Raw genomic sequence first — 21,780 nt, 5'->3', positions numbered from 1 at the left:
GGAGCCGAAGATGACTCCGCCCCTCGGGGACATCGCCCATCTCGGGCACGTCGAACTGCTCACCCCCGACCTGGACCGCAGCCTGGCGTTCTTCACCGACTATCTCGGCCTGACGGTCAACGGGCAGCAGGGCGACTCGGTCTACCTGCGCACGTGGGACGACTACGAGCACCACAGCCTGGTTCTCACCGCGCACGAGACCTCCGGCATGCGCCGCACCGCGCTGCGGGCCTCCAGCGAGGAGGCACTGCGGCGCAGAGTGAAGGAGTTGGAGGCCGCGGGGTGCGAGGGCCGCTGGACGGAGGACGAACCGGGTCTCGGCCCCCTGTACGTCACCACCGACCCCGACGGCCACGAGGTCGCCCTGTACTGGGAGTCCGAGTGGTACCGCTGCCCGGACGAGCTCAGGCCGGGACTGAAGAACCAGCCCCAGGCCAAACCGGGCCACGGCGTGGGCGTACGCCGCCTGGACCACGTCAACTACCTCGCTGCCGACGTCGCCGCCAACGCCGACTTCCACCAGCACCTCCTCGGGGCGCGCCCGACCGAGCAGATCCGGCTCGACAGCGGCAGGATCGCCGCGAAGTGGCTGACGTTCACGAACAAGTCGTACGACGTCGTCTACACCGAGGACTGGACCGGCTCGCGCGGACGTCTGCACCACATCGCCTTCGCCACCGACACCCGCGAGGACATCCTGCGCGCCGCCGATCTCGCGCTGGACACGGGGGTGTTCATCGAGACGGGCCCGCACAAGCATGCCATCCAGCAGACGTTCTTCCTCTACGTCTACGAGCCGGGCGGCAACCGCGTCGAACTGTGCAACCCGCTCACGCGCCTGGTCCTGGCGCCGGACTGGCCGCTGATCACCTGGACCGAGGCCGAGCGGGCCAGGGGACAGGCCTGGGGTCTGAAGACCATCGAGTCCTTCCACACCCATGGGACACCGCCCATCGGCTGAAGCGGGCCAGGGAGGGGTGGGCGGCGCACCGCCGTGCGCTGCCCACCCCCCTTTTCACCTGCGGCTTCGCCATGCCCTCCGGGGAGAGACAGAGGAGCCCGGATCGTAGCTGAGATTGTTGACAAAAGCGTTGACACTCCGGTGGACGGCTCCTTAGCGTCTAGCGCACCACCGGGTCAGCCGCACGAGCCGTGTCGACCCGCCTCACTGATCCCCTCCAGGCAACGCCCCCTGGACGAGAGGAAAACAACGATGTCCTCCTCCACCGCCCTGTCCGCCCGCGGCAGCAGACTGGCCGCTCTGGTCGTCGGCCTGTGCTGGCTGGCCGTGCTCTTCGACGGCCTCGACATGTTCATCTACGGCTCGGTGCTGCCCCACATGCTGGAGCAGAAGGCCCTCGGGATCACCCCCGGCCAGGCCGGCGACCTCGGCAGCTATGCCACCTTCGGCATGCTGGTCGGCGCCCTGACCGCGGGGACGGTCGCCGACCGAATCGGGCGCAAGAAGCTGATGGTCACCTGCATCACGCTCTTCTCGCTGGCCTCCGGCCTGTGCGCGCTGGCGCCCACCGTCACGGTCTTCGGCCTCGGCCGGACCCTCGCCGGCGTCGGCCTCGGTGGCCTGCTGCCCACCGCGATCAGCATGGTGACCGACTACGCCCCGCGCGGCCGTGGCGCGCTCACCATCGGCGCGCTGATGACCGCCCACCACGCCGGCGGCATCCTCTCCGCCTACGTGGCCCTGTGGGTCGTGGAGCCGCTCGGCTGGCGGGCCGCCTTCTGGGTCTGCGTGGTCCCGCTCCTCTTCGCCCCGGTGTTCGCCAAGCTCATGCCCGAATCGCTGAGCTTCCTCGTCGCCAAGGGCCGTGCCGCGGAGGCCCGCGAACTGGCCGACCGCTACCAGGTTGAGCTGCCCGAGGCGCCCGGCCACGCGGCCCCCGCCGACCGCTGGAACGCCCTCACCAACCTGTTCCGCGGCGGGGAGTGGATCCAGACCCTGCTGTACTGGGTGGCGTCCTTCGGCGGTCTGCTGCTCGTCTACGGCGTCGCCACCTGGCTGCCCACCCTGATGCGCGGGGAGGGGTACAACCTCGGCTCCGCCCTCACCTTCGTTGTCCTCTTCAACCTCGGCGGCATCGTGGGCATGCTGATCGCCGGACGCGCCTCCGACCGCTTCGGCGCCCCCCGTATCTCGGCGATCTGGTTCGCGCTGACCGCCGCCGGGGTCTTCCTGCTCAGCGTCCACATGCCGTTGGCCCTGACCTTCACCGTGGTCTTCCTCGCCGGTGTGTTCCTCAACAGCGCGCAGACCATGATCTACGCGACCGTCTCGATCCGGTCCACCCCCGACAACCGCGCCACCGCGGTCGGCTGGACCTCCGGCATCGGCCGCTTCGGTGCCGTCTTCGGCCCCTGGCTCGGCGGCCAACTGCTCGCCGCCGGCCACGGCGACTGGGGCTTCACCGCCTTCGCGGTGGCCGGCGTGTCGTCCATGGTCTTCATCGGCCTCGCCGCCGTGCGCACGTCCAAGCAGGCAGCGCACGGCAGCACGCCGCAGGAGCTGATCACCAGCCACTGACCGGCCGTGCCTCGCGCCAGGGGCCGGGCCCGGCACGAGCCCGGCCCCTGGGCGCCTCATCCCGTCCCGCCCTCGGCCGAAGCCTGTGCCACCGTGCGTCGGGTGACGAACTCGAAGGGGCGTTCGCGCGGTTCGTGACGCGCCGTACGAACTCCTCGCGATGGCGATTCCCGGTACGGAGGCGACCGCCGCCCGGCTACCCGCGGGGCCGCTCGTGCTCCTTGTGCCCGTGGTGGGCGCAGCAGGCGTCGGGCTCCTTCGGCGGTTGTCCGGCCGACGGTGCGCCCGCGGCTGCCGCCCGCGCCGCGCACTCCGCCCGCCGTGCGCTGTCGACCATCTTCTCGCTGTCCGACGCGGCGTTGGCCAGGCTCGTGCAGCACAGGGTCAGCAGCAGTGCGCCCGCGACGAACGGCAGGGTCCGATGGGGCGGGGGCGGGGCGAGCAGGGCCCGTACGCGCTGGGGCACCGCTCCGCCGGTCGCGGCCAGTGCGGCGGAGCGGGGCGTTTCGGCGGCGGACGCGAGCGCGGCCCGGCCGACCGCGCGGGCGACGACCTTACGGCTGCCGACGCGCGCCGCGGCCTCCTCGTCGGCCCAGCGCTCCAGGACGAAGGACCCCGTGCCGACCAGCGGCCGCAGCAGCGGATTCACGGCCGCAGTGAGCCGCCAGACCGTCTGGAACAGATAGTGCCTGCCGCGCAGATGAGCCCGCTCATGCGCCAGCAGGGCCTCGCGTTCGCCGTCGCCGAGACAGCGCAGCATGCCCCGGGAGACCACGATCCGTCCGGGCGCTCCGGGCAGCGCGAAGGCGTGCGGCGCGTCGTCGTCGAGCACGGCCAGTTCCGTGTCGCCGGGCAGCCGGGCGCACTCCCGCCGCGCCCACAGGACGTGGCGGCCCTGGCGAACGGCGGCGACTCCCAGCGAGACGACTCCCGCCGCCAGGGCGAGGGCGCTGACCACCGCGACGACCAGGTACACCGGGTCCTCGGCGCGCAGCGCGGACACCGACCAGCGGCCCTCCGCGGCCACCTGGGGGATCTGTGCGAACCCGGTGAACGCCAGCAGGGCCAGCGACCCCACCCAGCCGGCCGCGGTCACCAGCGCGGCGCAGGCCAGGGCCCAGGCGGCCGGGCGCGGGGCCAGACGGCGGGCGGGCCGCGGCGCGAGCACCGTGAGGGCGGCGGTGACGAGGAACGGAACGTAGACGTTGATCAGCACCGGCTCAGGGCCTCTCGTCGAAGCGCTCGGCGTCGTCGCGGGCGTCGTGCCCGGACAGCAGCCGCTGCAGCAACTGTTCGTCCTCCTCCGACAGTTCGGAGACGAAGCGGGTCAGCACCGCCTCGCGATCGGAGCCGCGCTCCAGCAGGGTGTGCATCCGCTCGGCGGTGTGGGACGCCTCGTCACGGGCCGGCTCGAAGGCGTATCCGCGGCCCTCACGGTGGCGCACGAGCATGCCCTTGTCATGCAGCCGGGACAGGATCGTCAGGACCGTCGTGTACGCCAGGTCGCCCGGTAGCCGCTCCCGAACCTGACGTGCGGTCAGCGGCCCGTCGGCCGCCCAGAGCGCGGCGAGCACACCGCTCTCCAGTTCGCCCCGCGCCCGCCGGCCGGATGCTCCGCCGGGGTCGTCGTTCGTCCGGTCGCGCACCGTTCACCTTCCCTTCGCCGCCCGGCCTCACAGACTACCCGGCGAGCTACTACTGGATGTAGGAAGTATGCTCCGGGCTTTGAAACGCGAACTACTACGTGTTGTAGAGTTCCGCCGCTCCCCTCATGTGCGGAGGAAGAAAGCTCATGCCCCACGTCGGAAGTACGGTCCCCCCGCCCGCGCTCGCGGGCGCCGTCCCGAGCCCGCGAACGGTGACGACGCCCTCGGGCCGGGTCGTGATCGTCTCCGCGAGCGTCGGTGCCGGTCACGACGGCGCCGCCGCCGAGCTCGCCCGCCGCCTCGTGGCGGACGGAGTCGTGGTCGACCGGTACGACCTGCTGGACCTGCTGCCCGCCCGGCTCGGCCGCGCCGTCAAGGAGAGCTACCACCGGATGCTCGTCCGGGCTCCCTGGGTCTACCAGCGGATCTACTCCAGCACCGAGCGCGCCGGAGGCGGCGGCGCGGCGGCGCGGGCGCTGCTGCGTGCCGCCGAGGACCGGGTGCTGCGCGCCCTGCCCCCGGGCACGGGAGCGGTCGTCTCCACCTACCCCGGGGCCAGCCGGGTGCTGGGCAACCTGCGCCTCGCCGACCGGCTGACCGTGCCGGTCCTCACCTATCTGACCGACTTCTCGGTGCATCCGCTGTGGGTGGCGGACGGCGTGGACGTCCACCTCGCGGCCCATGCCGTGCCCGCGGCCCAGGCGCGGGCCGCCGGTGCCCAGGACGTACGGGTGTGCGGACCGGTGGCCAACCCCCGGTTCCGCCCCTGCGACGCGGCGGAGCGAGGCCGGGCGCGGGCGCGGTTCGGGCTGCCGGCGCAGGCCCCGCTGGCGCTGCTGGTCGCCGGTTCCTGGGGTGTCGGACCGGTCCGGCAGGTGGCCCTGGAACTGCGCGACTGCGGCGCGGCCGTCCCGGTCGTCGTCTGCGGCCGCAACGAGGCACTGGCCGAGCAGCTGCGCGCGGACGGCATCGAGCACGCCTACGGCTGGGTCGACGACATGCCCGGCCTGATGCACGCCGCCGACGTCCTCGTGCAGAACGCCGGCGGGCTGACCTCGCTGGAGGCGTTCGCCGCGGGCCTGCCCGTGGCCAGCTACCGCTGTATTCCGGGCCACGGGCTGACCAACGCCGCCGCGCTGGACGAGGCGGGTGTCGCCGCCTGGGTCCGCGACCCTGCCGATCTCAAGGCGGTGCTCTGCGAGCTGATCGAGGGACCGCTGGGGCTGCGCCAGCGCGAAGCGGGCCTCGCCCTCTTCGCCGACCCGGCGGGCGGACCGGCGGCGGAGATAGCGCGGGTCCAGCGCTCTGGGCTCGCGCCCCCGCCCGCGGGTCCGTCCGCGCCCTCCTCCGGGCGGCGCAACCGCCGCACCTACCGACGGCTCGGCGTGACCACCGCCTCGGCGTGCGCCCTGTGGGCCTGCGCCGTCGGCACGGGGATCGCGACGGCGTACGACGGTTCGAGTCTGATGCACGCCATAGGCCACGGCCTGGATCTGGACGACGATGCTCCCGGCCACGGCCCCCGACCGGAGGGCCACCACTCGTGACCACCGCACAACTGCTCCGCACGGCCGCCAGGGCCGCGCTGCCCGCCCTCGCCGCCGCCCACGCCGCGCCCGTCGTCTCCACCTTCGGTCCGCTGCGCAACCGTGTGATGCCCCGCCTCTCGGGCCGGGGCCGCGCCGACCATGTGGCCCTCACCTTCGACGACGGGCCCGACCCCCTGTCCACCCCGCTGTTCCTGCGGCTGCTCGCGGACCGCGGAGTGCACGCCACCTTCTTCGTGCTGGGCAGCGAAGCGCACCGCTCGCCCGGCCTGGTCCGCGAGATCGCCGCCGCGGGCCACGAGATCGGCATCCACGGCTGGCTGCACCGCCCGCTGCTGCTGCGCGGTCCGCGCGCCACGTACGACGACTTCGCCCGCGCCCGGGACACCGTCGCCGCCATCACCGGACGGCAGCCGCGGCTCTTCAGGCCTCCCTACGGCGTCATGTCGACCGCCGCCCACCTGGCCGCCCGCCGCCTCGGCCTCACCCCGGTGCTGTGGACCTGCTGGGGCGAGGACTGGACCGCCCGTGCGACCCCGGACTCCGTCCATCGCACCGTCACGGCGGATCTGGACGGCGGCGGTACCATCCTGCTCCACGACTCGGACTGCACCTCCGCGCCCGGCGCCTGGCGCTCGGCCCTGGGCGCCGTACCCCGCATCCTCGACACCTGCGCGCAACGGGGTTACGCCGTAGGCCCGTTGCGCGACCACGGCTGGGCCCGTCCGGCCGCCTGACGCACGGGCGGCGGGCGGCCGGGGTGGCGGGCGGCGGCCGGGGCGGCGGGAAAGTCACTCGAGTCGGCCGCTGCTGCGCCAGATCGCCGACTCCGAGCCGCTGCGCCCGGGGGAGCCGGCCAACCGGCTCGGAGTCGAGGCCTCACATGTCACCCGGCAGGTGCAGCAGCTGCAGAAGGCCGGCTATGTCACCCGGGTGCCCGACCCGACGACCGCCGCGCCCGGCGCATCGAACTCACTCCCTCGGGCCAGGAGGCCATCGACCGTATCCGCGACGCCGGTGTCCCTGGCATGCAGGCGGCCCTGGCCGCGTCGTCGCCCGAGGACCTCCGGCAGCCGGCCACCCTGTTCCCCCGCACGGTCGACGACTTCCTCGCCCACGCCGTCGACGACGACGCCGTCCCGGAGATCCCCGCGGCCCGCACCGAGTCCTCCTGAACCGGACCGGGCTTCAGTCGGCCGTGGCGAGGAACTGCGTCGCGGCGAGTTCGGCGTAGAGCGGGTCCGCGGTGACCAGTTCACGGTGCGTGCCGACCGCGCGCACGCGGCCCGCGTCCATCACCACGATCCGGTCCGCCATCGTCACGGTCGACAGCCGGTGCGCGACCACCAGGACCGTCGTCGACCGGGCGACATCCGCGACCGTGTCCCGCAGCGCCGCCTCGTTGACCGCGTCGAGCTGCGAGGTCGCCTCGTCGAGCAGCAGCAGACGCGGGCGGCGCAGCAACGCTCGGGCGATCGCGACACGCTGGCGTTCGCCGCCCGACAACCTGGTCCCGCGATGCCCGACCAGCGTGTCGAGGCCCTGGGGAAGCCGCTCCACCAGACCGTCGAGCCGCGTCGTCTTGACCACACGCTCCACCTCGGTGGCGTCGGCCTCCGGGTTGCCCAGGAGCAGGTTGTCGCGCAGGGAGCCGGAGAGCACCGGCGCGTCCTGCTCCACATAGCCGATGGCCGATCTCAGGTGGGGCAGCTCCCACTCGGCCACGTCGCGGCCGTCGAGCGTGATGGTGCCCGACTCGGGGTCGTAGAACCGCTCGATCAGCGAGAACACGGTCGTCTTGCCCGCACCCGAGGGACCCACGAACGCGGTCATGCCCCGCGCCGGCACCGAGAAGGTCACCCCGTGGTGCACATACGGCAGGTCGTCCGCGTACCGGAAGCGCACGTCCTGGAAGGCGAGCGCGGCCGGCTGCGCGCCGGGCGACGGCAGCGGGGCGGGCCGGGCGGACGGCTCGGCGGGCAGCCGCAGCGCCTCCTGGATACGGGCGAGCGCCGCCGCGCCGGTCTGATACTGCGTGACCGCGCCGACCAGCTGCTGGACGGGCGACATGAGATAGAAGACGTAGAGCAGGAACGCGACCAGCGTGCCCACGTCGATGGCACCGGTCGCGACCCGGGCACCGCCCACCGCAAGCACGGTGATGAAGGCGATCTGCATCGCGAGCCCCGCCGTGTTGCCCGCGGCCGCCGACCACTTCGCGGCCCGTACGCTCTGCCGCCACGACTCCTCGGCCGCCGCGTGGACGCCCTCCTCCTCGCGGTGCTCCGCACCCGACGCCTTGACCGTGCGCAACGCGCCGAGGACCCGTTCCAGGGAGGCCCCCATCACTCCGACGGCGTCCTGGGCCCGCCGGCTCGCCCGGTTGATGCGCGGCACGATCACCCCCAGCACGGTGCCCGCACCCAGGATCACGGCGACCGTGACGCCCAGCAGCACCGGGTCGACCAGGCCCATCATCACCACCGTCGCCACCAGGGTCAGCCCGCCGGTGCCGAGGCCGACCAGCGAGTCGGTGGTGACCTCCCGCAGCAGCGTGGTGTCGGAGGTGACACGGGCCATCAGATCGCCGGGCTCGGTGCGGTCCACGGCGGATATCCGCAGGCGCAGCAGATACGACGACAGGGCGCGCCGCGCACCGAGCACGACCGACTCGGCGGTGCGCCGCAGCACGTACGAACCCAGCGCGCCCACCGCCGCGTTGGCGACCACCAGCCCCGACATGCCGAGCAGGGCACGGGTGATGGGCCGGTCGTGTGCCAGATCGTCGATGAGCCCACGCGCCACCAGCGGCAGCAGCAGGCCGGTGGCACCGGTGGCCAGCGCCAGGAGCGCGCCCGCGAACAGCGCCCCCCGGTGCGGTCGTACGTATCCGAGGAGCAGCCGCCAAGCGGGCGGCACGGCTTGCGTCTCTGCGATGCTCACGGCATTCCTTGCGGGGTAGGGGCGTTCAGCCTACGTCCGCCGCGTGATGAGACGTCCCCCGCGTGCCCTCGCGCGCGCCCGAACGTCCGGCCGAGGTCATTCCGCCGCGCGGGATGCGTGCAGAAGACGTGCCTGCCGCGCAAGGATCATGGGTGCGGACCGCAGTGGCCCGCACCGGGCGCGTGAGGCGCCCACACCCAGCGACGGAAGGCAGCAGCACCATGGCGCAGGAAGTACGCGGCGTGATCGCCCCTGGCAAGGACGAGCCGGTTCGGGTCGAGACGATCGTCGTACCGGATCCGGGCCCCGGCGAGGCGGTGGTGCGCATCCAGGCCTGTGGTGTGTGCCACACGGATCTGCACTACAAACAGGGCGCCATCACCGACGACTTCCCGTTCCTGCTCGGCCATGAGGCGGCCGGGATCGTGGAGTCGGTCGGCGAGGGCGTCGAGGAGGTCGCCCCCGGCGACTTCGTGATCCTCAACTGGCGGGCGGTGTGCGGCCAGTGCCGCGCCTGCCGACGCGGCCGTCCCTGGTACTGCTTCGCCACCCACAACGCCACGCAGAAGATGACCCTGGCCGCCACCGGCCAGGAGCTGACGCCGGCCCTCGGAATCGGCGCCTTCGCGGAGAAGACGCTGGTCGCGGCCGGACAGTGCACCAAGGTCGACCCGTCCGTCTCCCCGGCCGTGGCGGGCCTGCTCGGCTGCGGCGTGATGGCGGGCCTCGGCGCGGCCATCAACACCGGGAACGTCGGCCGGGGCGACTCGGTGGCCGTCATCGGCTGCGGGGGAGTGGGCGATGCGGCGATCGCCGGGTCCTACCTGGCGGGCGCGGTGAAGATCATCGCGGTGGACATCGACGACCGCAAGCTGGCCATCGCCAAGGAGCTGGGTGCGACCCACACCGTCAACTCCGGCGAGACCGACCCGGTGGAGGCGATCCGCGAGCTGACCGGGGGCTTCGGCGCCGACGTCGTCATCGAGGCGGTCGGCCGCCCGGAGACGTACAAGCAGGCCTTCTACGCCCGTGACCTGGCCGGCACCGTCGTCCTCGTCGGTGTCCCAACCCCCGAGATGAAGCTGGAACTGCCGCTCCTCGACGTCTTCGCGCGCGGCGGTGCCCTCAAGTCGTCCTGGTACGGGGACTGTCTGCCCTCCCGCGACTTCCCGATGCTCGTCGACCTGCACCTGCAGGGCCGCCTGCCGCTGGAGAAGTTCGTCACCGAGACCATCGCCCTCGACGAGGTCGAGAAGGCCTTCGAGCGGATGCACCGCGGTGACGTGCTGCGCTCGGTGGTGGTGCTGTGATGACCGCGCGCATCGACCACCTGGTCACCTCCGGTACCTTCTCCCTCGACGGCGGCACATGGGACGTCGACAACAACGTGTGGATCGTCGGTGACGACCACGAGGCCGTCGTCATCGACGCCGCCCACGACGCCGAAGCGATCGCCGAGGCCGTCGGTGGGCGGCGGCTGCGCGCCATCGTGTGCACACACGCTCACAACGACCACATCGACGCCGCCCCCGCCCTCGCCGAGCGGACCGGCGCCACGATCTGGCTCCACCCCGACGACCTGCCGCTGTGGAAGATGACCCACCCCGACCGCCTGCCCGACCACTGGCTGGCCGACGGGCAGGTGATCGAGACGGCCGGTACCGATCTGACGGTCCTGCACACCCCGGGCCACGCCCCCGGCGCGGTCTGCCTCTACGACCCGGGGCTCGGCACGGTCTTCACCGGGGACACCCTGTTCAAGGGTGGCCCGGGGGCCACCGGGCGCTCGTACTCGGACTTCCCGACGCTCATCGAGTCGATCCGCAACCGGCTGCTGACCCTCCCGCCCGAGACGGTGGTCCGCACCGGCCACGGCGAGACCACGACCATCGGCGCCGAGGCACCCCACCTCGACGAGTGGATCGCGCGCGGCCACTGAGCCGACGGCGCGCCGGAGTGCCGGAGCGCCGGCGTGAAGAGGCGACAGAGGATGTCCGGCTTCCGCGGGACGCTCCCCGTGGACGGTTGCCACGAGTTCTACGAGCGCGGAGGTCGGACATGCCGGGACCGCTGGAGGGCCAGGTCGCACTGGTCGCAGGGGCGACGCGGAACGCGGGGGACGGGGAATCGCGGTGGAGCCGGGCGCGGCCGACGCGTGCGCGGTGCGCGTACGGACGCGTGCGCGGTGCGCGTACGGACGCGTGCGCGGTGCGCGTACGGACGCTGAGGCGGGTTCCGGACGCGGAGGCGGATTCCGGGGGCGGAGGCAGGTTCCGGAGCCGCGGCATCCGGGCTTCGTGGCGGTCAGGGTGGGAAGGGAACACGTCGTCGGGGGCGCCGGCGCCACGGCGCGGGCCCATGAGGGGTCGTGCCCGGACGGTCACCGGCGCCCGGCCCCACCCCGAGGGAAAGCAGGAGTGGCATGGAGTACGTGAAGCTCGGTTCCACGGGTCTTGAGGTGTCCCGGATCTGCCTGGGCTGTATGAGCTTCGGCATACCCGAGCGCGGCCGTTCACCCTGGAGCCTCGACGAGGAGGCGTCCCGGCCGCTGATCCGCCGGGCACTCGACGCCGGCATCACCTTCTTCGACACCGCCAACGTCTATTCGGACGGCACGAGCGAGGAGATCGTCGGCCGGGCACTGGCCGAATACGCCAGCCGCGACGACATCGTGCTGGCGACGAAGGTGCACGGCCGGATGCGGCCGGGACCCAGCGGCGGCGGCCTGTCCCGCAAGGCGATCATGGCGGAGATCGACCACAGCCTGCGCCGCCTCGGCACCGACTACGTCGACCTCTACCAGATCCACCGCTGGGACCCCCTCACTCCGATCGAGGAGACGATGGAGGCGCTGCACGACGTGGTCAAGGCGGGCAAGGCCCGTTACATCGGGGCGAGTTCGATGTACGCCTGGCAGTTATCCAAGGCCCAGTACACGGCCCGTCTGAACGGCTGGACGCGGTTCGTCTCCATGCAGAACCACTACAACCTCCTCTACCGTGAGGAGGAGCGCGAGATGCTGCCCCTGTGCGCGGACCAGGGCGTCGGTGTCCTGCCCTGGAGCCCGCTCGCCCGCGGGCGCCTGACCCGGGACTGGGACGAGACCACCGAGCGCAGCCGCATCGACGAGTACGGCAAGGGGCTCTACCAGGAGGGGGACCGGGCCGTCGTCGAGGCGGTGGCATCGGTCGCCGCCCGGCGGGGCGTCCCGCGCGCCCAGGTCGCCCTCGCCTGGCTGCTGCGGCACAGCACCGTGGCCGCGCCCATCGTCGGCGTCACCAAGCCGCAGCACATCGACGACGCGGTCGCGGCGCTCGACGTCGAACTCACCGACAAGGACGTCGAGCTGCTGGAGGAGCCGTACCGGCCGCACGCCATCAGCGGCCACTGACGCAGCCCGAGTGCACGACAGGGGCGGTACACGGCGTTCGTACCGCCCCTGCGCGGGCGATCCGGCCTCCTCACACGGTGCCGGTCAGCCAGGGCCTGACCTGTTTGCGTGCCTCGTGCAGCCGGGACTTCAGCGTGCCCAGCGGGACGCCTACGCGCTCGGCGGCCTCCGCGTACTCCAGCTGGCAGATGTCCCGGTAGACCAACGGCGCCACCAGATGCGGGTGTTCGCGCTCCAACCGCTCCAGGGCCTCCAGCAGGTCGACACGGGACCCGGCGATCACGCTGGTGGTCCGGGGATCCACGTGCTGTGCCGCGTCGATCGGCGCCGGCTGTTCGACGGCCCGCCGCTTCAGCTCCCGGTACTTCTGCCGGGCGCAGTTGGCGACGACCGTGTACAGCCAGGTACTGAAGCGGCTGCGGCCCTGGAACGTGGTGATCCTCCGCGCCACCTGCAACAGCACGTCCTGCGCCGCCTCCTCGGCGTCCTCCCGGCAGGGCAGGAACCGTCCGCAACGCCGTACCACCTCGGGCCGGATGCGCTGGAGCAGGCCGTCCAGAGCCGCCCCGTCACCCGCCGCCGCGCGCCGAGCGAGTTCCTCGGTGTCCGCGGCATCCCCCACTGGGTGCTCCCCTCGATGCCGATCTGATACCAGGCATGATAGTCGCATGCAGTCCCTGGAGCGGATCGACCGCTACCGCCTGGAACGACGCCTGGGCGGCGGCGCCTTCGGCGTCGTCTGGCTCGCCCACGACGACGTCCTGGAAGCCCCCGTCGCCGTGAAGGTGCTCGCCGAGAACTGGGCCGACCGGCTGGACATCCGGGAGCGCTTCCTGTCCGAGGCACGCCTGCTGCGCCGGGCCGGCTCCAGCCGGGTGGTCCAGGTCTACGACATCGGTGAGCTCCCTGACGGCAGGCCCTACTTCGTCATGGAGTACGCCGACGGCGGCACCCTCGCCGACCGGCTCGCCGACGGTCCGCTCCCCGTGGCCGAGGCCCTGCGCCTGACCGCTCTCGCCGCACGCGCCGCGGCCGCCCTGCACGACGCCGGGATCGTCCACCGGGACATCAAGCCGTCCAACGTCCTGCTGCGGAGCGCGCCCGACGGCTCCACCCGGCTGCTGCTCGCCGACCTGGGCCTGGCCAAGAGCCTGGCCCAGGCCTCCGGGCTGACCATGGCCGCGGGCTCCGCCGGGTACGCGCCGCCCGAGCAGACCGAACCGGGCACGGGCATCGACGCGCGCGCCGACGTCTACAGCCTCGGCGCCCTCGGCTATCACCTCGTCACCGGTACGATCCCGGCCCCGCCCGGCAAGGTCGAGCGCCCCGACCGGCTCCGTCCCGGCCTGCCGCCCGAGGTGCGGCGGGTGCTGCTGCGGGCCATGGAACCGGATCGTGACCGCCGCTGGCCGACCGCCGAGGCCCTCGCCGACACGCTCGACCGGCTCGCGGAAGCGCCCTTGGCGTCGGCCCCCGGGAAGCCGCGGCGCCGTCGGGGGACCCTGGTGCTCGCCGTGGCCGCCGTCGCCGTCGCCGGCACGGCCGCGGCCGCCACCACGCTGGTGCTCCGCCAGCCCGGCGCCGCGGCGGACGTCAGGGTCCAGGACGCCACCGGGCGGATCCAGGCCGCCGTGCCCGCGTCCTGGGGCCGTCAGTTGCGCGAGGCGGGCTGGAACCCGAAGGCGCTGGGCCTGCCCGACGGCCATGAACCCGCCCTGGCCGTCGCCGACGGCCTGGCGCGCTGGCAGGACCTCGGCACCGAGGTGAACGGCGCGTTCATCGGGCTGAGCGAGCACGGGGACCTCAGCGCCAAGGTGCGCGCGCTCGACCATGCCGGCTGTCACTACGAGGGCAGCCGCGCATACCGGGGCACGGCCTGGCAGGGACGGATACGCACCTGGAACGACTGCGCCGGCGGCAAGGGCTCCGTCGCGGAGGCCGCCCTCACTCCGGCCGACGGTGCCGCCGATCCCCAGGTGTACGTACAGGTACGCCAGGCCGGCGGCAACGACGCGACCGGCCGTGTTCTGGACTCGCTGCGGGTGACCCGCTGACCCACGGCACGGCGGTGGGCGCCAGCCCCATCGCGGCCCCACGAGACACGCGCGAACTTTTCCGCCCGCGCGCGCATCGGACAGGAATGACGGAGCACACGGCACCGTCCACACGCGCCCGGCGCGCGGTGAGTTTCAAGGAGCATGGACATGGTGACCTTCCGGCGCGGCACAACGGGTCCGCAACCCGACGGCACACCCCCCTTCCTGACGGCACGACGCACGGTGTCGGCGCTGGGTGCGGTGGCCGCCCTCGGTCTGCTCACCGCGTGCGGCAGCGGCCACGGCCCGACCAGTGCACCCGAGAAGCTGCCCGGGACGGCCCAACCGGCCTCCGGTGACCAGTCCGCCGACGGCGCCACCGCGACGGGCACGGGCAGCTCCACTGCCTCAGCCGGCACGGGCGGTGCTCACTCCACGTCCTCCGGTTCGTCCACCGGGAGCGGCGCCGCGAGCACCCGCTGCCACACCTCCGAACTGCGCGCGTCCGTCGGCGCCAACAACCCGGGCGCCGGGCAGGAGAACTTCCCTCTCGTCCTGACCAACCGCTCCGGACGCACCTGCACGATCGACGGCTACCCCGGCGCCGCCTTCGTGGACGCCTCCGGGAAGCAACTGGGACCGGACCCCAAGCGCGGCCCGGGCGGCCCCGCGAGGATCACGCTGGCTCCGGGCAGGAGTGCCTGGGCCGGCCTGACCTTCTCCAACCCGCAGGTCAGCGGGGCCAGTGCGGCCACGCCCAGTGCGATCCTCATCACGCCGCCCGATGAGAAGGCCTCCCTGAAGGTGACTTGGACGGGCGGCGCGGTGCCCGTCTCGGGCAACTCCTCGTCCGTGTACCTGACGGTCTTCAGGGCGGGCACCGGCGTCTGATCCCCGCTGTCGCGCACCCCGCTGTCCGCTCCCGGGCAGCGGGGTTCGTCATGGAGCCGCGACAAGTGTCACAGGACGGCAACACGTCCCGGGCGCCCCGATCTTTCCGCCGCCCCCGCCCATCGAACCCGTCGACCCACACCGCACGAAGGCTCCGCACGGAGCCGCACGACGAGGAGACCGGGGACGAACATGAACGGCATCTCACGCAGGCGTCTGCTGACCGCTGGGGCGACGGCCGGCGCCCTGGGCGCGCTGTCCGCCTGCTCGGGCGGCGGGTTGTCCGTGGGCGGCGCGAGCCCCTCGGACGGCCCCGGCACGGCACAGGCCCGGCCCCTGAAGCTCATCGGCGACGGCTCCACAGCCGACACCGGCGCCCAGCCGAAGCAGCCGAAGGCGGAGCGGCTGAAGCCAGGTCAGCGGCCCCCGCAGTTCGTGGTGTTCTCCTGGGACGGGGCGGGCGAACTCAGCAACAGGCTCTTCTCCCGCTTCCGCGAGGTCGCGGCCCGGCACGGTGCGTCGATGACCTTCTTCCTCAGCGGCATCTACACCCTGCCCGAGTCCAGGAAGAACCTCTACCGTCCGCCGCAGCACCCGGTCGGCGCCTCCGCCATCGGCTACCTCGCCGACCGGCACATCCACGCCACGCTCCAGCAGGTGCGGGCCGCCTGGCTGGAGGGCCATGAGATAGGCACCCACTTCAACGGCCACTTCTGCGGCAGCGACGGAGTACGCCGCTGGTCGTCGGCCGAGTGGCGGAGCGAGATCGACCAGGCCGTCCGCTTCGTCACCGAGTGGAAGACCAACACCGGCTTCACCGACCTCGACCCGCTGCCCTTCGACTACCGCAGGGAACTGATCGGCGGGCGCACCCCCTGCCTGGAGGGCCAGTCCAGTCTGCTGCCCACCGCGGCCGCCCTCGGCTGGAAGTACGACGCCAGTTCGCCCGGCGGCCTGCAGACGTGGCCGGGCAAGGTGCAGGGCGGCCGGATCTGGGACTTCCCACTGCAGTCCATCCCGTTCTCCGGGCACTCCTTCCAGGTCCTGTCGATGGACTACAACATGATGTTCAACCAGTCCGGCGGAAACCCCCTGGGCGACCGCTCCCGGTACGACGCCTGGCGCGTCCAGGCCCGCGACACCTACCTGGCAGGCTTCCGGCGCGCCTACGAGACCAACCGTGCCCCCTTCTTCGTGGGCAACCACTTCGAGCGCTGGAACGGCGGCATCTACATGGACGCCGTGGAGGAGGCGTTCGAGCGGATCGCGGCATACGACGAGGTGCGACTCGTGTCCTTCCGCCAGTTGGTGGAGTGGCTGGAGGCCCAGGACCCGGCGGTCCTGAGGAAGCTGCGCACTCTCGCGCCCGGACAGTCGCCGCTCGGCGGCTGGGCGGAGTTCCTCGGCACGGCCGCGTCGGGGTCGGCCGGCGCGGGCTGAGGGCCGGGAACCGGGGTGAGCACGACCGCCTGGGATCAGCCGCCGGCGGTCGTGGCGCTCGGGCTCGGGGGCTGCGAGGAGGCGTGGGGGAGCTGCGGTGGCGTCCGGCGGTCGTGCGGCACCAGTCCGTGCCGGTGCACGGTCCTGTCACGGGGGCGCTTGACCGAGTCGAGGTGGGCGAAGACCACCACATTGGCCTCGTAGTCGTGGACGCCGCGGTTGTAGTTGCCGCCGCAGGTGATCAACCGCAGCTGCGGGTTGGGAGTGTCGGCGTAGACCCGGTCGTCGGGGAAGGCGGCCTTGCTGAAGGTGCCGACCGAATCGACCCTGAAGCGGACGATCACTCCGTCCGCACGGGTGATGTCCACCGTGCTGCCCGGCTTGAGAGTGCGCAGGAGCACGAACACCGCCGGGCCGGTCTTGGTGTCGATGTGACCCACCACGATCGACGCCCCCCGCTCGCCCGGCGAGGCCCCGTCCTTGAACCAGCCGACCAGGTTCTTGTCGTTCACGGGCGGCGGGTTCAACTGCCCAGTGGCCCCCAGGGACAGCTCCGTGAACGGCGCGTCCACCGCGATCTGCGGAATCACGATCCGCTTCGGTACCGACCGCGGCAGCGCCTGCCCCGCAGGACTCGCCGTCGCATTCGGGTCCGGATCTGCCGGGCTGACCAGCGCGGGCGGGGTGACTGCCGGGGCCGAGGTGGGCAGCGCGGGCGGGGTGACCAGCGCGGGCGGGGTGTCTTCCATGAGCGGGGCGACGGCCGCCGGCGAGGTCGGCGGCTTGGGATCCGCCGGGGTGGTCAGTGAGTTGTGGATGAGCAGGGCGCCCAGCCCCACCGCCGCGGCCGGCCACAGCAGAGCACGGCCGACAGAAGGGGACGCGGGTCTGCTGCGCTGCTGATCCGGCGAGGGCGGCGGCGAGAGGGCCATCATGCAATGCCTTTCATCAGCGGGGGCGGCGGTCGGACATCAGGAGGCCGGGCGACGGCCGGCGGCCGCCACAGCCGCGGCCGCCGTCACCCTTCCCAGAGCGACAGCGGCCGCGACCGTACAGCAACCGGCGAGCACGAGCCGATCAGGCACCGGCAGCACCCGAGGCGACGCGACGCCGCAGCATGTACGCGCCGGCCCCGAGACCGCCGAGCAGCAGCACCGAACCCGCGGCCAGACCGCTGCCGGACTGCGCCAGCCCGCCGCCACCGGCGTGCACACCGCCGCGCGGCTTCTTCGATTGCTTGTGCTCCTCGCTCCCGTGCTCCTGGCTCCCGTGCTCCTCGCTCCCGCCGTTCTCCTCGGCCCCCGCCATGGAAGGCGCGCCACCCTCGGCTTGCTCCCCACCTTCCTGACCGTCCTTCGACGACTCCTCCTTCTCGTTCGGCCGGCCGCCGTCGTCGCCCGACCGCAGGGCCAGCGCGCCGCCACCGGCGTGCACTCCACCTTGCGGCTTCTTCGACGAGCCGCGCTTCTCGGACGAACCGTGCTTCTCGGACGAACCGTGCTTCTCGGACGAACCGTGCTTCTCGCTCGACCGGCCGCCGTCCTCGCCCTCGGCCGAGGCCTCGGCGCCGCCACCGGTGAACTCGTCACCGCGCTGTTCGTCCTTCGACGAGCCGTGCCCATCCTCGTCGGAGTCCTCGCCCTTGGAAGAGTCGTGGCCCTCGCCGCCGTGGGAATGACCGCCGTCCGAAGCCCGGAGCTCGGCGGTCATCGACACGGCATGCGCCGCGGGTGCGGAGAACGCGACGGCCGCGGCAACCGCCGCGGAGGCAAACATGGTGCGGGTCACTCGCATCAGAGGTATTCCTTTCGCCGCCGCCACGAAGGCCGGCACCACGCCGGCACAGCGGAATCGCAGCAGCGCCGGGATCACCATCAACCCGATCACCCCGCCCCACCACCGCAGGACACGGAAACCGAGCCAACCCGTACTCCCTCCGAGTGCCTCCAGGCCGAAAAGTAACCCGGTCGGCAGCACCCCCATCAGCAGTAACCCTCACCACGCAGGGCGCCGACCCGAGCGCGCCGTCCGACACGGAATCGCCTCCCACACACGTTCGATGACGTGCCATCAGTTCGCGTAGCGCATCCCTGCGACTCCCATCTGCTGACCGGCTGTCAGAAGCGCGCTCATGGTGGGACCTGGGCGCCGCCCCGAAGGAGTCGGAAGTACCCGAGGTGCGGGCCGAAGTACCCGCGGCGCTGATCGAACTCGCGTGCGCGACTCGTACAGCCGTCGGCGCAGTAGCGTCGACGGCATGGATCACATGAGGCGTTTCGAGGGATACGGGGTCCTGGTCACGGGTGCGGCGCGCGGCATCGGCGCCGCCACCGTCCGGCGGCTCGCACAGGAGGGCGCCCGCGTGCTCGTCACCGACGTGGACGCGGCGGAGGCCGAGAAGACCGCGGACGCCGTCCGCGAACGGGGCGGGCTGGCCATGGCATTCCGGTGCGACGTCGCGGACCGCGCGTCCGTGGAGGCGGCCGTCGTCCACGCCGTGGACGCCTTCGGCGCACTGGACGTGCTCGTCAACAACGCGTATGGCTGCACGCCCGACGCCCCGCTCTTCGAGGACGAGCCCGACGAGGTGTGGGCGCGGGACCTCGACCTCACCTTGACCGGGGCGTACCGCTGCAGCCGCGCCGCCCTCCCGCACCTCGTGGCCTCAGGACGCGGCGCCATCGTCAACATCGGCTCCGTGAACGGCATCCAGGACTTCGGCAACCACGCCTACAGCGCGGCGAAGGCGGGCCTCATGTCGCTCACCCGTACCCTGGCCGGGCACGCGGCCCCGCGCGGGGTCCGCGTCAACCTCGTTGCGCCCGGCACGGTCCGCACCACCGCGTGGGAGGGCCGCGACGCGGACCTCGCCGCGGCGAGCGGACTCTACCCGCTGGGCCGGGTCGGCGAGCCGGAGGACATCGCGGCGGCCGTCGCGTTCCTCGCCTCCCGGGACGCCGCGTGGATCACCGGCACGACCCTCCCCGTCGACGGCGGACTGCTCGCCGTGAACACCGGATTCCGCCAGACCGTGCGACAGCGCCCGGAGCCGCGGTAGGGCCGCTCAGGAGCGCTGCGACGAACCTCCCGCTGCCGGGGCGCACCGGTAGAGCAGGGGCAGATGGCGACCGGGACCGTATTCCGACGGCGGTACGGCCGTGCAGTGCGAGGTGACCCAGCGCGTGACCGAGGGCATGGGGGGTGTCGTCGTGTGGTGCTTCCCGGCCGGGCGGGGGTGCTTCAGTGCGACGTACCGCAGCTCCCCGGAGTCGATCAGCTTCCGGAGCCGGTCGAGCGTCGGGTACGGAACCTGTCCGGTGAAACCGCCCATGGGGAGCATGGACGCGTTGGCCGCGAGGATGTAGGCCGAGGCATCGGCCCAACCGGGCACCGCCGCAAGGTACTTGGCCCCGTCCCGATGGGCCGTGAGGTAGGCCAGGAAGCGCTGGCGCTCCGGCGTGAGCCGGGACGGTCCGCCGCCGCCGGGGCGGCTGCTGGGGCCGACCCTTCCCATGCCGCCGGCCTGGTTGTAGCGCGGAGAGAGCGCCGAGGCCGACCACACGGCGGGTACGAGGAGCAGCGAGGCGAGACCGGCGGCCAGACCGGCCGCGAGTATCCGCTGCCGGTGGACCGCCCGCATCCGGGAGAGACCGACGAGCGCCAGGAAGAGGACGCACAGGGCGATGGAGGCGTAGGCCTGCCAGCCGAGGAAGTGCGGGTAGCACAGCGTCAGGACCACGCACCAGGCGACGTTCGCGACGGTCGCCGCCGGCAGCACCCAGGCACGGCGTCCGCCGTCCCGGTACGCCCGCCAGGCCCGGACCAGCCCGGCGGCGCTCAGCGCCGACAGCGCGACGGCGACGACACCCATGTAGTACGTGTGACCGGTGACGCTGCCGAAGCTGAACGCGGCGAAGAAGGTGGCCAGCCACACGCCCCACATCAGGTACCCCGCGAGCGTACGGTCGGTGCGGGCGGCGCGGCGGCGCCACAGGACCCCGAGACCCCACACCAGGCCGAGAGCCGCCAGCGGGTAGAGCCACCCCGTCTGTGTGGCCAGTCCCGGGCTGAACATCTTGAACACGCTGTTGCCCATGGAGGGGTGGCCCGCACCGCTCGCGTGATGCGTGGCCTGGCCGCTGACGACGCTGCCCGTGCTGGCCGCGTCGACGCCGACCGAGTGGAACCGGGTCAGGAAGTTGTAGCCCACGACCATGCTGTAGGCCGAGTTGTCCGTGGTGCCGTCGATGTAGGGGCGGGACTGCGCGGGGGTCAGCGTCGCGACGGCCATCCAGGACGCCGACACCGCCAGCGTCACCACGCCGGCCACGGCGACATGCCCGGCCCTGCGCCGCAGCGTGGCGGGCGCCGCCACCAGATAGGTGACGGCCAGGGCGGGCAGCACCGCCCAGGCCTCCACCATCTTGCACTGGAACGCGACCCCGACCCAGACCCCGGCCAGCAGCAGGGTGCGCAGCCGGGCCCGCTCGACGGCCCGCTGGGTGGCCTCGGCGGCCAGGAGCAGCAGCAGGACGAACGGCGCGTCCTCCACGATCGACCGGCCGAGGCCCACCGTCACCGGGGTGAGCGCCAGGAACGCGGCGGACAGCAGTCCCGCCATCACTCCGGCCCAGCGGCGCACCAGCAGATGGAGCAGGAGGACGCAGGCCACCATCTCTATCGCCTGCGGAAGCACCAGCGCCCACGGATGAAACCCGAAGAGCAGGGCCGACAAGGCCTGCGGCCACATGAAACCGGGCAGCTTGTCGAGGGTGATCGAGTTGCCCGGGTCGAACGAGCCGTAGAAGAACGCGACCGGGTTGTCGGTCATGCTGCGTACGGCGCTCGCGTAGAACACGTGGTAGACGCTGTGGTCGATGCCCCACAGGCAGAGCATGGCCGCGACCGCCGCGATGAGCAGCAGCACCGGCAGTTCGTAGGACGGCCGGGGTGCCCGCGGCTCGCGTGCCGGAGGCGGTCCGCCGTCCCGGGAGCGGGCCGCGGGGATCGCGGTCGCCAAGCCCGTCGTCGGCTTCGCCTCGGGTGGAGCAGTCGGCTCGGAATGGGGGCTGAGCATGGATGGGCCTTCCAGGACTCCCGCGGTTGCTTCACGGTCGCGTCGGTCCGGCTCAGCGGAACGTGCGACCGTACGATCCGACTACGAAGAAGTAGGCGTTTCCGGACCGCGTTGCATGAGCTGTACAGGGTCTTGGTAAGAACCTGCGCCCATCGGTCGGGCGCGTGACGTGCGGAAGGCCAGGGGGTGACCAGGGGGTTGCGTCCCGGTTGCGACGCCCGGCCCTCTGTCGGTGACGGAGGGCCGGACGATGCCGGCCGGGTCCTGGGG

At 72.7% G+C, this 21,780-nt stretch carries 18 protein-coding genes and 1 pseudogene; 12 read left to right on the top strand and 7 right to left on the bottom strand.

The features are described from left to right. Window positions 1–10: 10 nt before the first annotated feature. Together ASC56_RS01515 and ASC56_RS01510 are read left to right on the top strand one after the other, a co-directional pair. Complete coding sequence (locus ASC56_RS01515) at window positions 11–961, top strand: catechol 2,3-dioxygenase (RefSeq protein ID WP_055489266.1); 951 nt, start codon at window positions 11–13, stop codon at window positions 959–961. Between the two features lie 252 nt (window positions 962–1,213). After that, window positions 1,214–2,539, top strand: a complete 1,326-nt coding sequence (locus ASC56_RS01510; RefSeq protein ID WP_055489265.1) for an aromatic acid/H+ symport family MFS transporter — start codon at window positions 1,214–1,216, stop codon at window positions 2,537–2,539. A gap of 196 nt (window positions 2,540–2,735) precedes the next feature. Here ASC56_RS01510 and ASC56_RS01505 read toward each other — a convergent pair whose 3' ends face one another. Beyond that, a complete protein-coding gene (locus tag ASC56_RS01505) occupies window positions 2,736–3,755 on the bottom strand; it encodes a M56 family metallopeptidase (protein WP_055489264.1) in 1,020 nt (339 codons plus the stop codon). Window positions 3,756–3,759: 4 nt separating this feature from the next. Continuing rightward, the gene (locus ASC56_RS01500; RefSeq protein ID WP_055489263.1) at window positions 3,760–4,185 is read right to left on the bottom strand and encodes a BlaI/MecI/CopY family transcriptional regulator; all 426 of its coding nucleotides are present in this window, start codon (window positions 4,183–4,185) and stop codon (window positions 3,760–3,762) included. A gap of 146 nt (window positions 4,186–4,331) precedes the next feature. Here ASC56_RS01500 and ASC56_RS01495 point away from each other — a divergent pair, with 146 nt between their 5' ends. The 3 genes and pseudogenes from ASC56_RS01495 to ASC56_RS01485 all read left to right on the top strand — a co-directional run. Beyond that, the gene (locus ASC56_RS01495; RefSeq protein WP_055489262.1) at window positions 4,332–5,732 is read left to right on the top strand and encodes a glycosyltransferase; all 1,401 of its coding nucleotides are present in this window, start codon (window positions 4,332–4,334) and stop codon (window positions 5,730–5,732) included. Next, window positions 5,729–6,469 carry a polysaccharide deacetylase family protein gene (locus ASC56_RS01490; RefSeq protein WP_055489261.1) on the top strand — a complete coding sequence of 247 codons (741 nt, stop codon included), beginning with the start codon at window positions 5,729–5,731 and terminating at the stop codon, window positions 6,467–6,469. Before ASC56_RS01495 ends, ASC56_RS01490 begins: the two co-directional genes overlap by 4 nt. Before the next feature lie 70 nt (window positions 6,470–6,539). Beyond that, window positions 6,540–6,907 (top strand): annotated as a pseudogene (locus ASC56_RS01485) (MarR family transcriptional regulator); the annotation flags it as partial. Window positions 6,908–6,920: 13 nt separating this feature from the next. Here ASC56_RS01485 and ASC56_RS01480 read toward each other — a convergent pair. Continuing rightward, the gene (locus tag ASC56_RS01480) at window positions 6,921–8,675 is read right to left on the bottom strand and encodes an ABC transporter ATP-binding protein (RefSeq protein ID WP_055489260.1); all 1,755 of its coding nucleotides are present in this window, start codon (window positions 8,673–8,675) and stop codon (window positions 6,921–6,923) included. A 221-nt stretch (window positions 8,676–8,896) separates the two neighbouring features. On the opposite strand from ASC56_RS01480, the gene ASC56_RS01475 reads away from it, so the two are divergent. From ASC56_RS01475 to ASC56_RS01465, 3 genes are all read left to right on the top strand, one after another. Further along, window positions 8,897–9,985: an S-(hydroxymethyl)mycothiol dehydrogenase gene (locus tag ASC56_RS01475; protein WP_055489259.1), complete on the top strand. Its 1,089-nt coding sequence runs from the start codon at window positions 8,897–8,899 to the stop codon at window positions 9,983–9,985. Continuing rightward, complete coding sequence (locus ASC56_RS01470) at window positions 9,985–10,614, top strand: MBL fold metallo-hydrolase (RefSeq protein ID WP_055489258.1); 630 nt, start codon at window positions 9,985–9,987, stop codon at window positions 10,612–10,614. The genes ASC56_RS01475 and ASC56_RS01470 overlap by 1 nt, the downstream gene beginning before the upstream one ends. A 483-nt stretch (window positions 10,615–11,097) precedes the next feature. Then, the gene (locus ASC56_RS01465; protein WP_055489257.1) at window positions 11,098–12,066 is read left to right on the top strand and encodes an aldo/keto reductase; all 969 of its coding nucleotides are present in this window, start codon (window positions 11,098–11,100) and stop codon (window positions 12,064–12,066) included. A 70-nt stretch (window positions 12,067–12,136) separates the two neighbouring features. Here the strand turns inward: ASC56_RS01465 and ASC56_RS01460 are convergent, their stop codons facing one another. Next, complete coding sequence (locus ASC56_RS01460; protein WP_371330017.1) at window positions 12,137–12,736, bottom strand: RNA polymerase sigma factor; 600 nt, start codon at window positions 12,734–12,736, stop codon at window positions 12,137–12,139. On the opposite strand from ASC56_RS01460, the gene ASC56_RS01455 reads away from it, so the two are divergent. From ASC56_RS01455 to ASC56_RS01445, 3 genes are all read left to right on the top strand, one after another. Next, on the top strand, window positions 12,735–14,120 hold the full coding sequence (locus ASC56_RS01455; protein ID WP_055489255.1) for a serine/threonine-protein kinase: 1,386 nt from the start codon (window positions 12,735–12,737) through the stop codon (window positions 14,118–14,120). The two genes, ASC56_RS01460 and ASC56_RS01455, sit on opposite strands and share 2 nt — an antisense overlap. 150 nt (window positions 14,121–14,270) lie before the next feature. Then, entirely contained in the window at window positions 14,271–14,993 is a 723-nt protein-coding gene (locus ASC56_RS01450) for a DUF4232 domain-containing protein (protein ID WP_079102262.1), read from the top strand. Window positions 14,994–15,185: 192 nt separating this feature from the next. Further along, window positions 15,186–16,433 (top strand): hypothetical protein, encoded by a 1,248-nt coding sequence (locus ASC56_RS01445; RefSeq protein ID WP_055489254.1) that lies wholly within the window; start codon window positions 15,186–15,188, stop codon window positions 16,431–16,433. A 35-nt stretch (window positions 16,434–16,468) separates the two neighbouring features. Here the strand turns inward: ASC56_RS01445 and ASC56_RS01440 are convergent, their stop codons facing one another. Next, entirely contained in the window at window positions 16,469–17,368 is a 900-nt protein-coding gene (locus ASC56_RS01440) for a class F sortase (RefSeq protein ID WP_063784904.1), read from the bottom strand. Between the two features lie 142 nt (window positions 17,369–17,510). Next, the gene (locus tag ASC56_RS01435; RefSeq protein ID WP_234376812.1) at window positions 17,511–18,416 is read right to left on the bottom strand and encodes a hypothetical protein; all 906 of its coding nucleotides are present in this window, start codon (window positions 18,414–18,416) and stop codon (window positions 17,511–17,513) included. A gap of 274 nt (window positions 18,417–18,690) precedes the next feature. Between ASC56_RS01435 and ASC56_RS01430 the strand changes: the two genes are divergently transcribed. After that, a complete protein-coding gene (locus ASC56_RS01430; protein ID WP_055489627.1) occupies window positions 18,691–19,491 on the top strand; it encodes an SDR family NAD(P)-dependent oxidoreductase in 801 nt (266 codons plus the stop codon). Window positions 19,492–19,497: 6 nt separating this feature from the next. On the opposite strand, the gene ASC56_RS01425 is transcribed toward ASC56_RS01430, so the two are convergent. Then, the gene (locus ASC56_RS01425) at window positions 19,498–21,510 is read right to left on the bottom strand and encodes a glycosyltransferase family 39 protein (protein WP_234376811.1); all 2,013 of its coding nucleotides are present in this window, start codon (window positions 21,508–21,510) and stop codon (window positions 19,498–19,500) included. Window positions 21,511–21,780: the final 270 nt, after the last annotated feature.

This window comes from Streptomyces sp. TP-A0356 (assembly GCF_001417775.1).
Lineage (GTDB): Bacteria > Actinomycetota > Actinomycetes > Streptomycetales > Streptomycetaceae > Streptomyces.
Note: the sequence above shows the minus strand (reverse complement) of the source record. Positions and strands in the feature narration are given on the sequence as shown.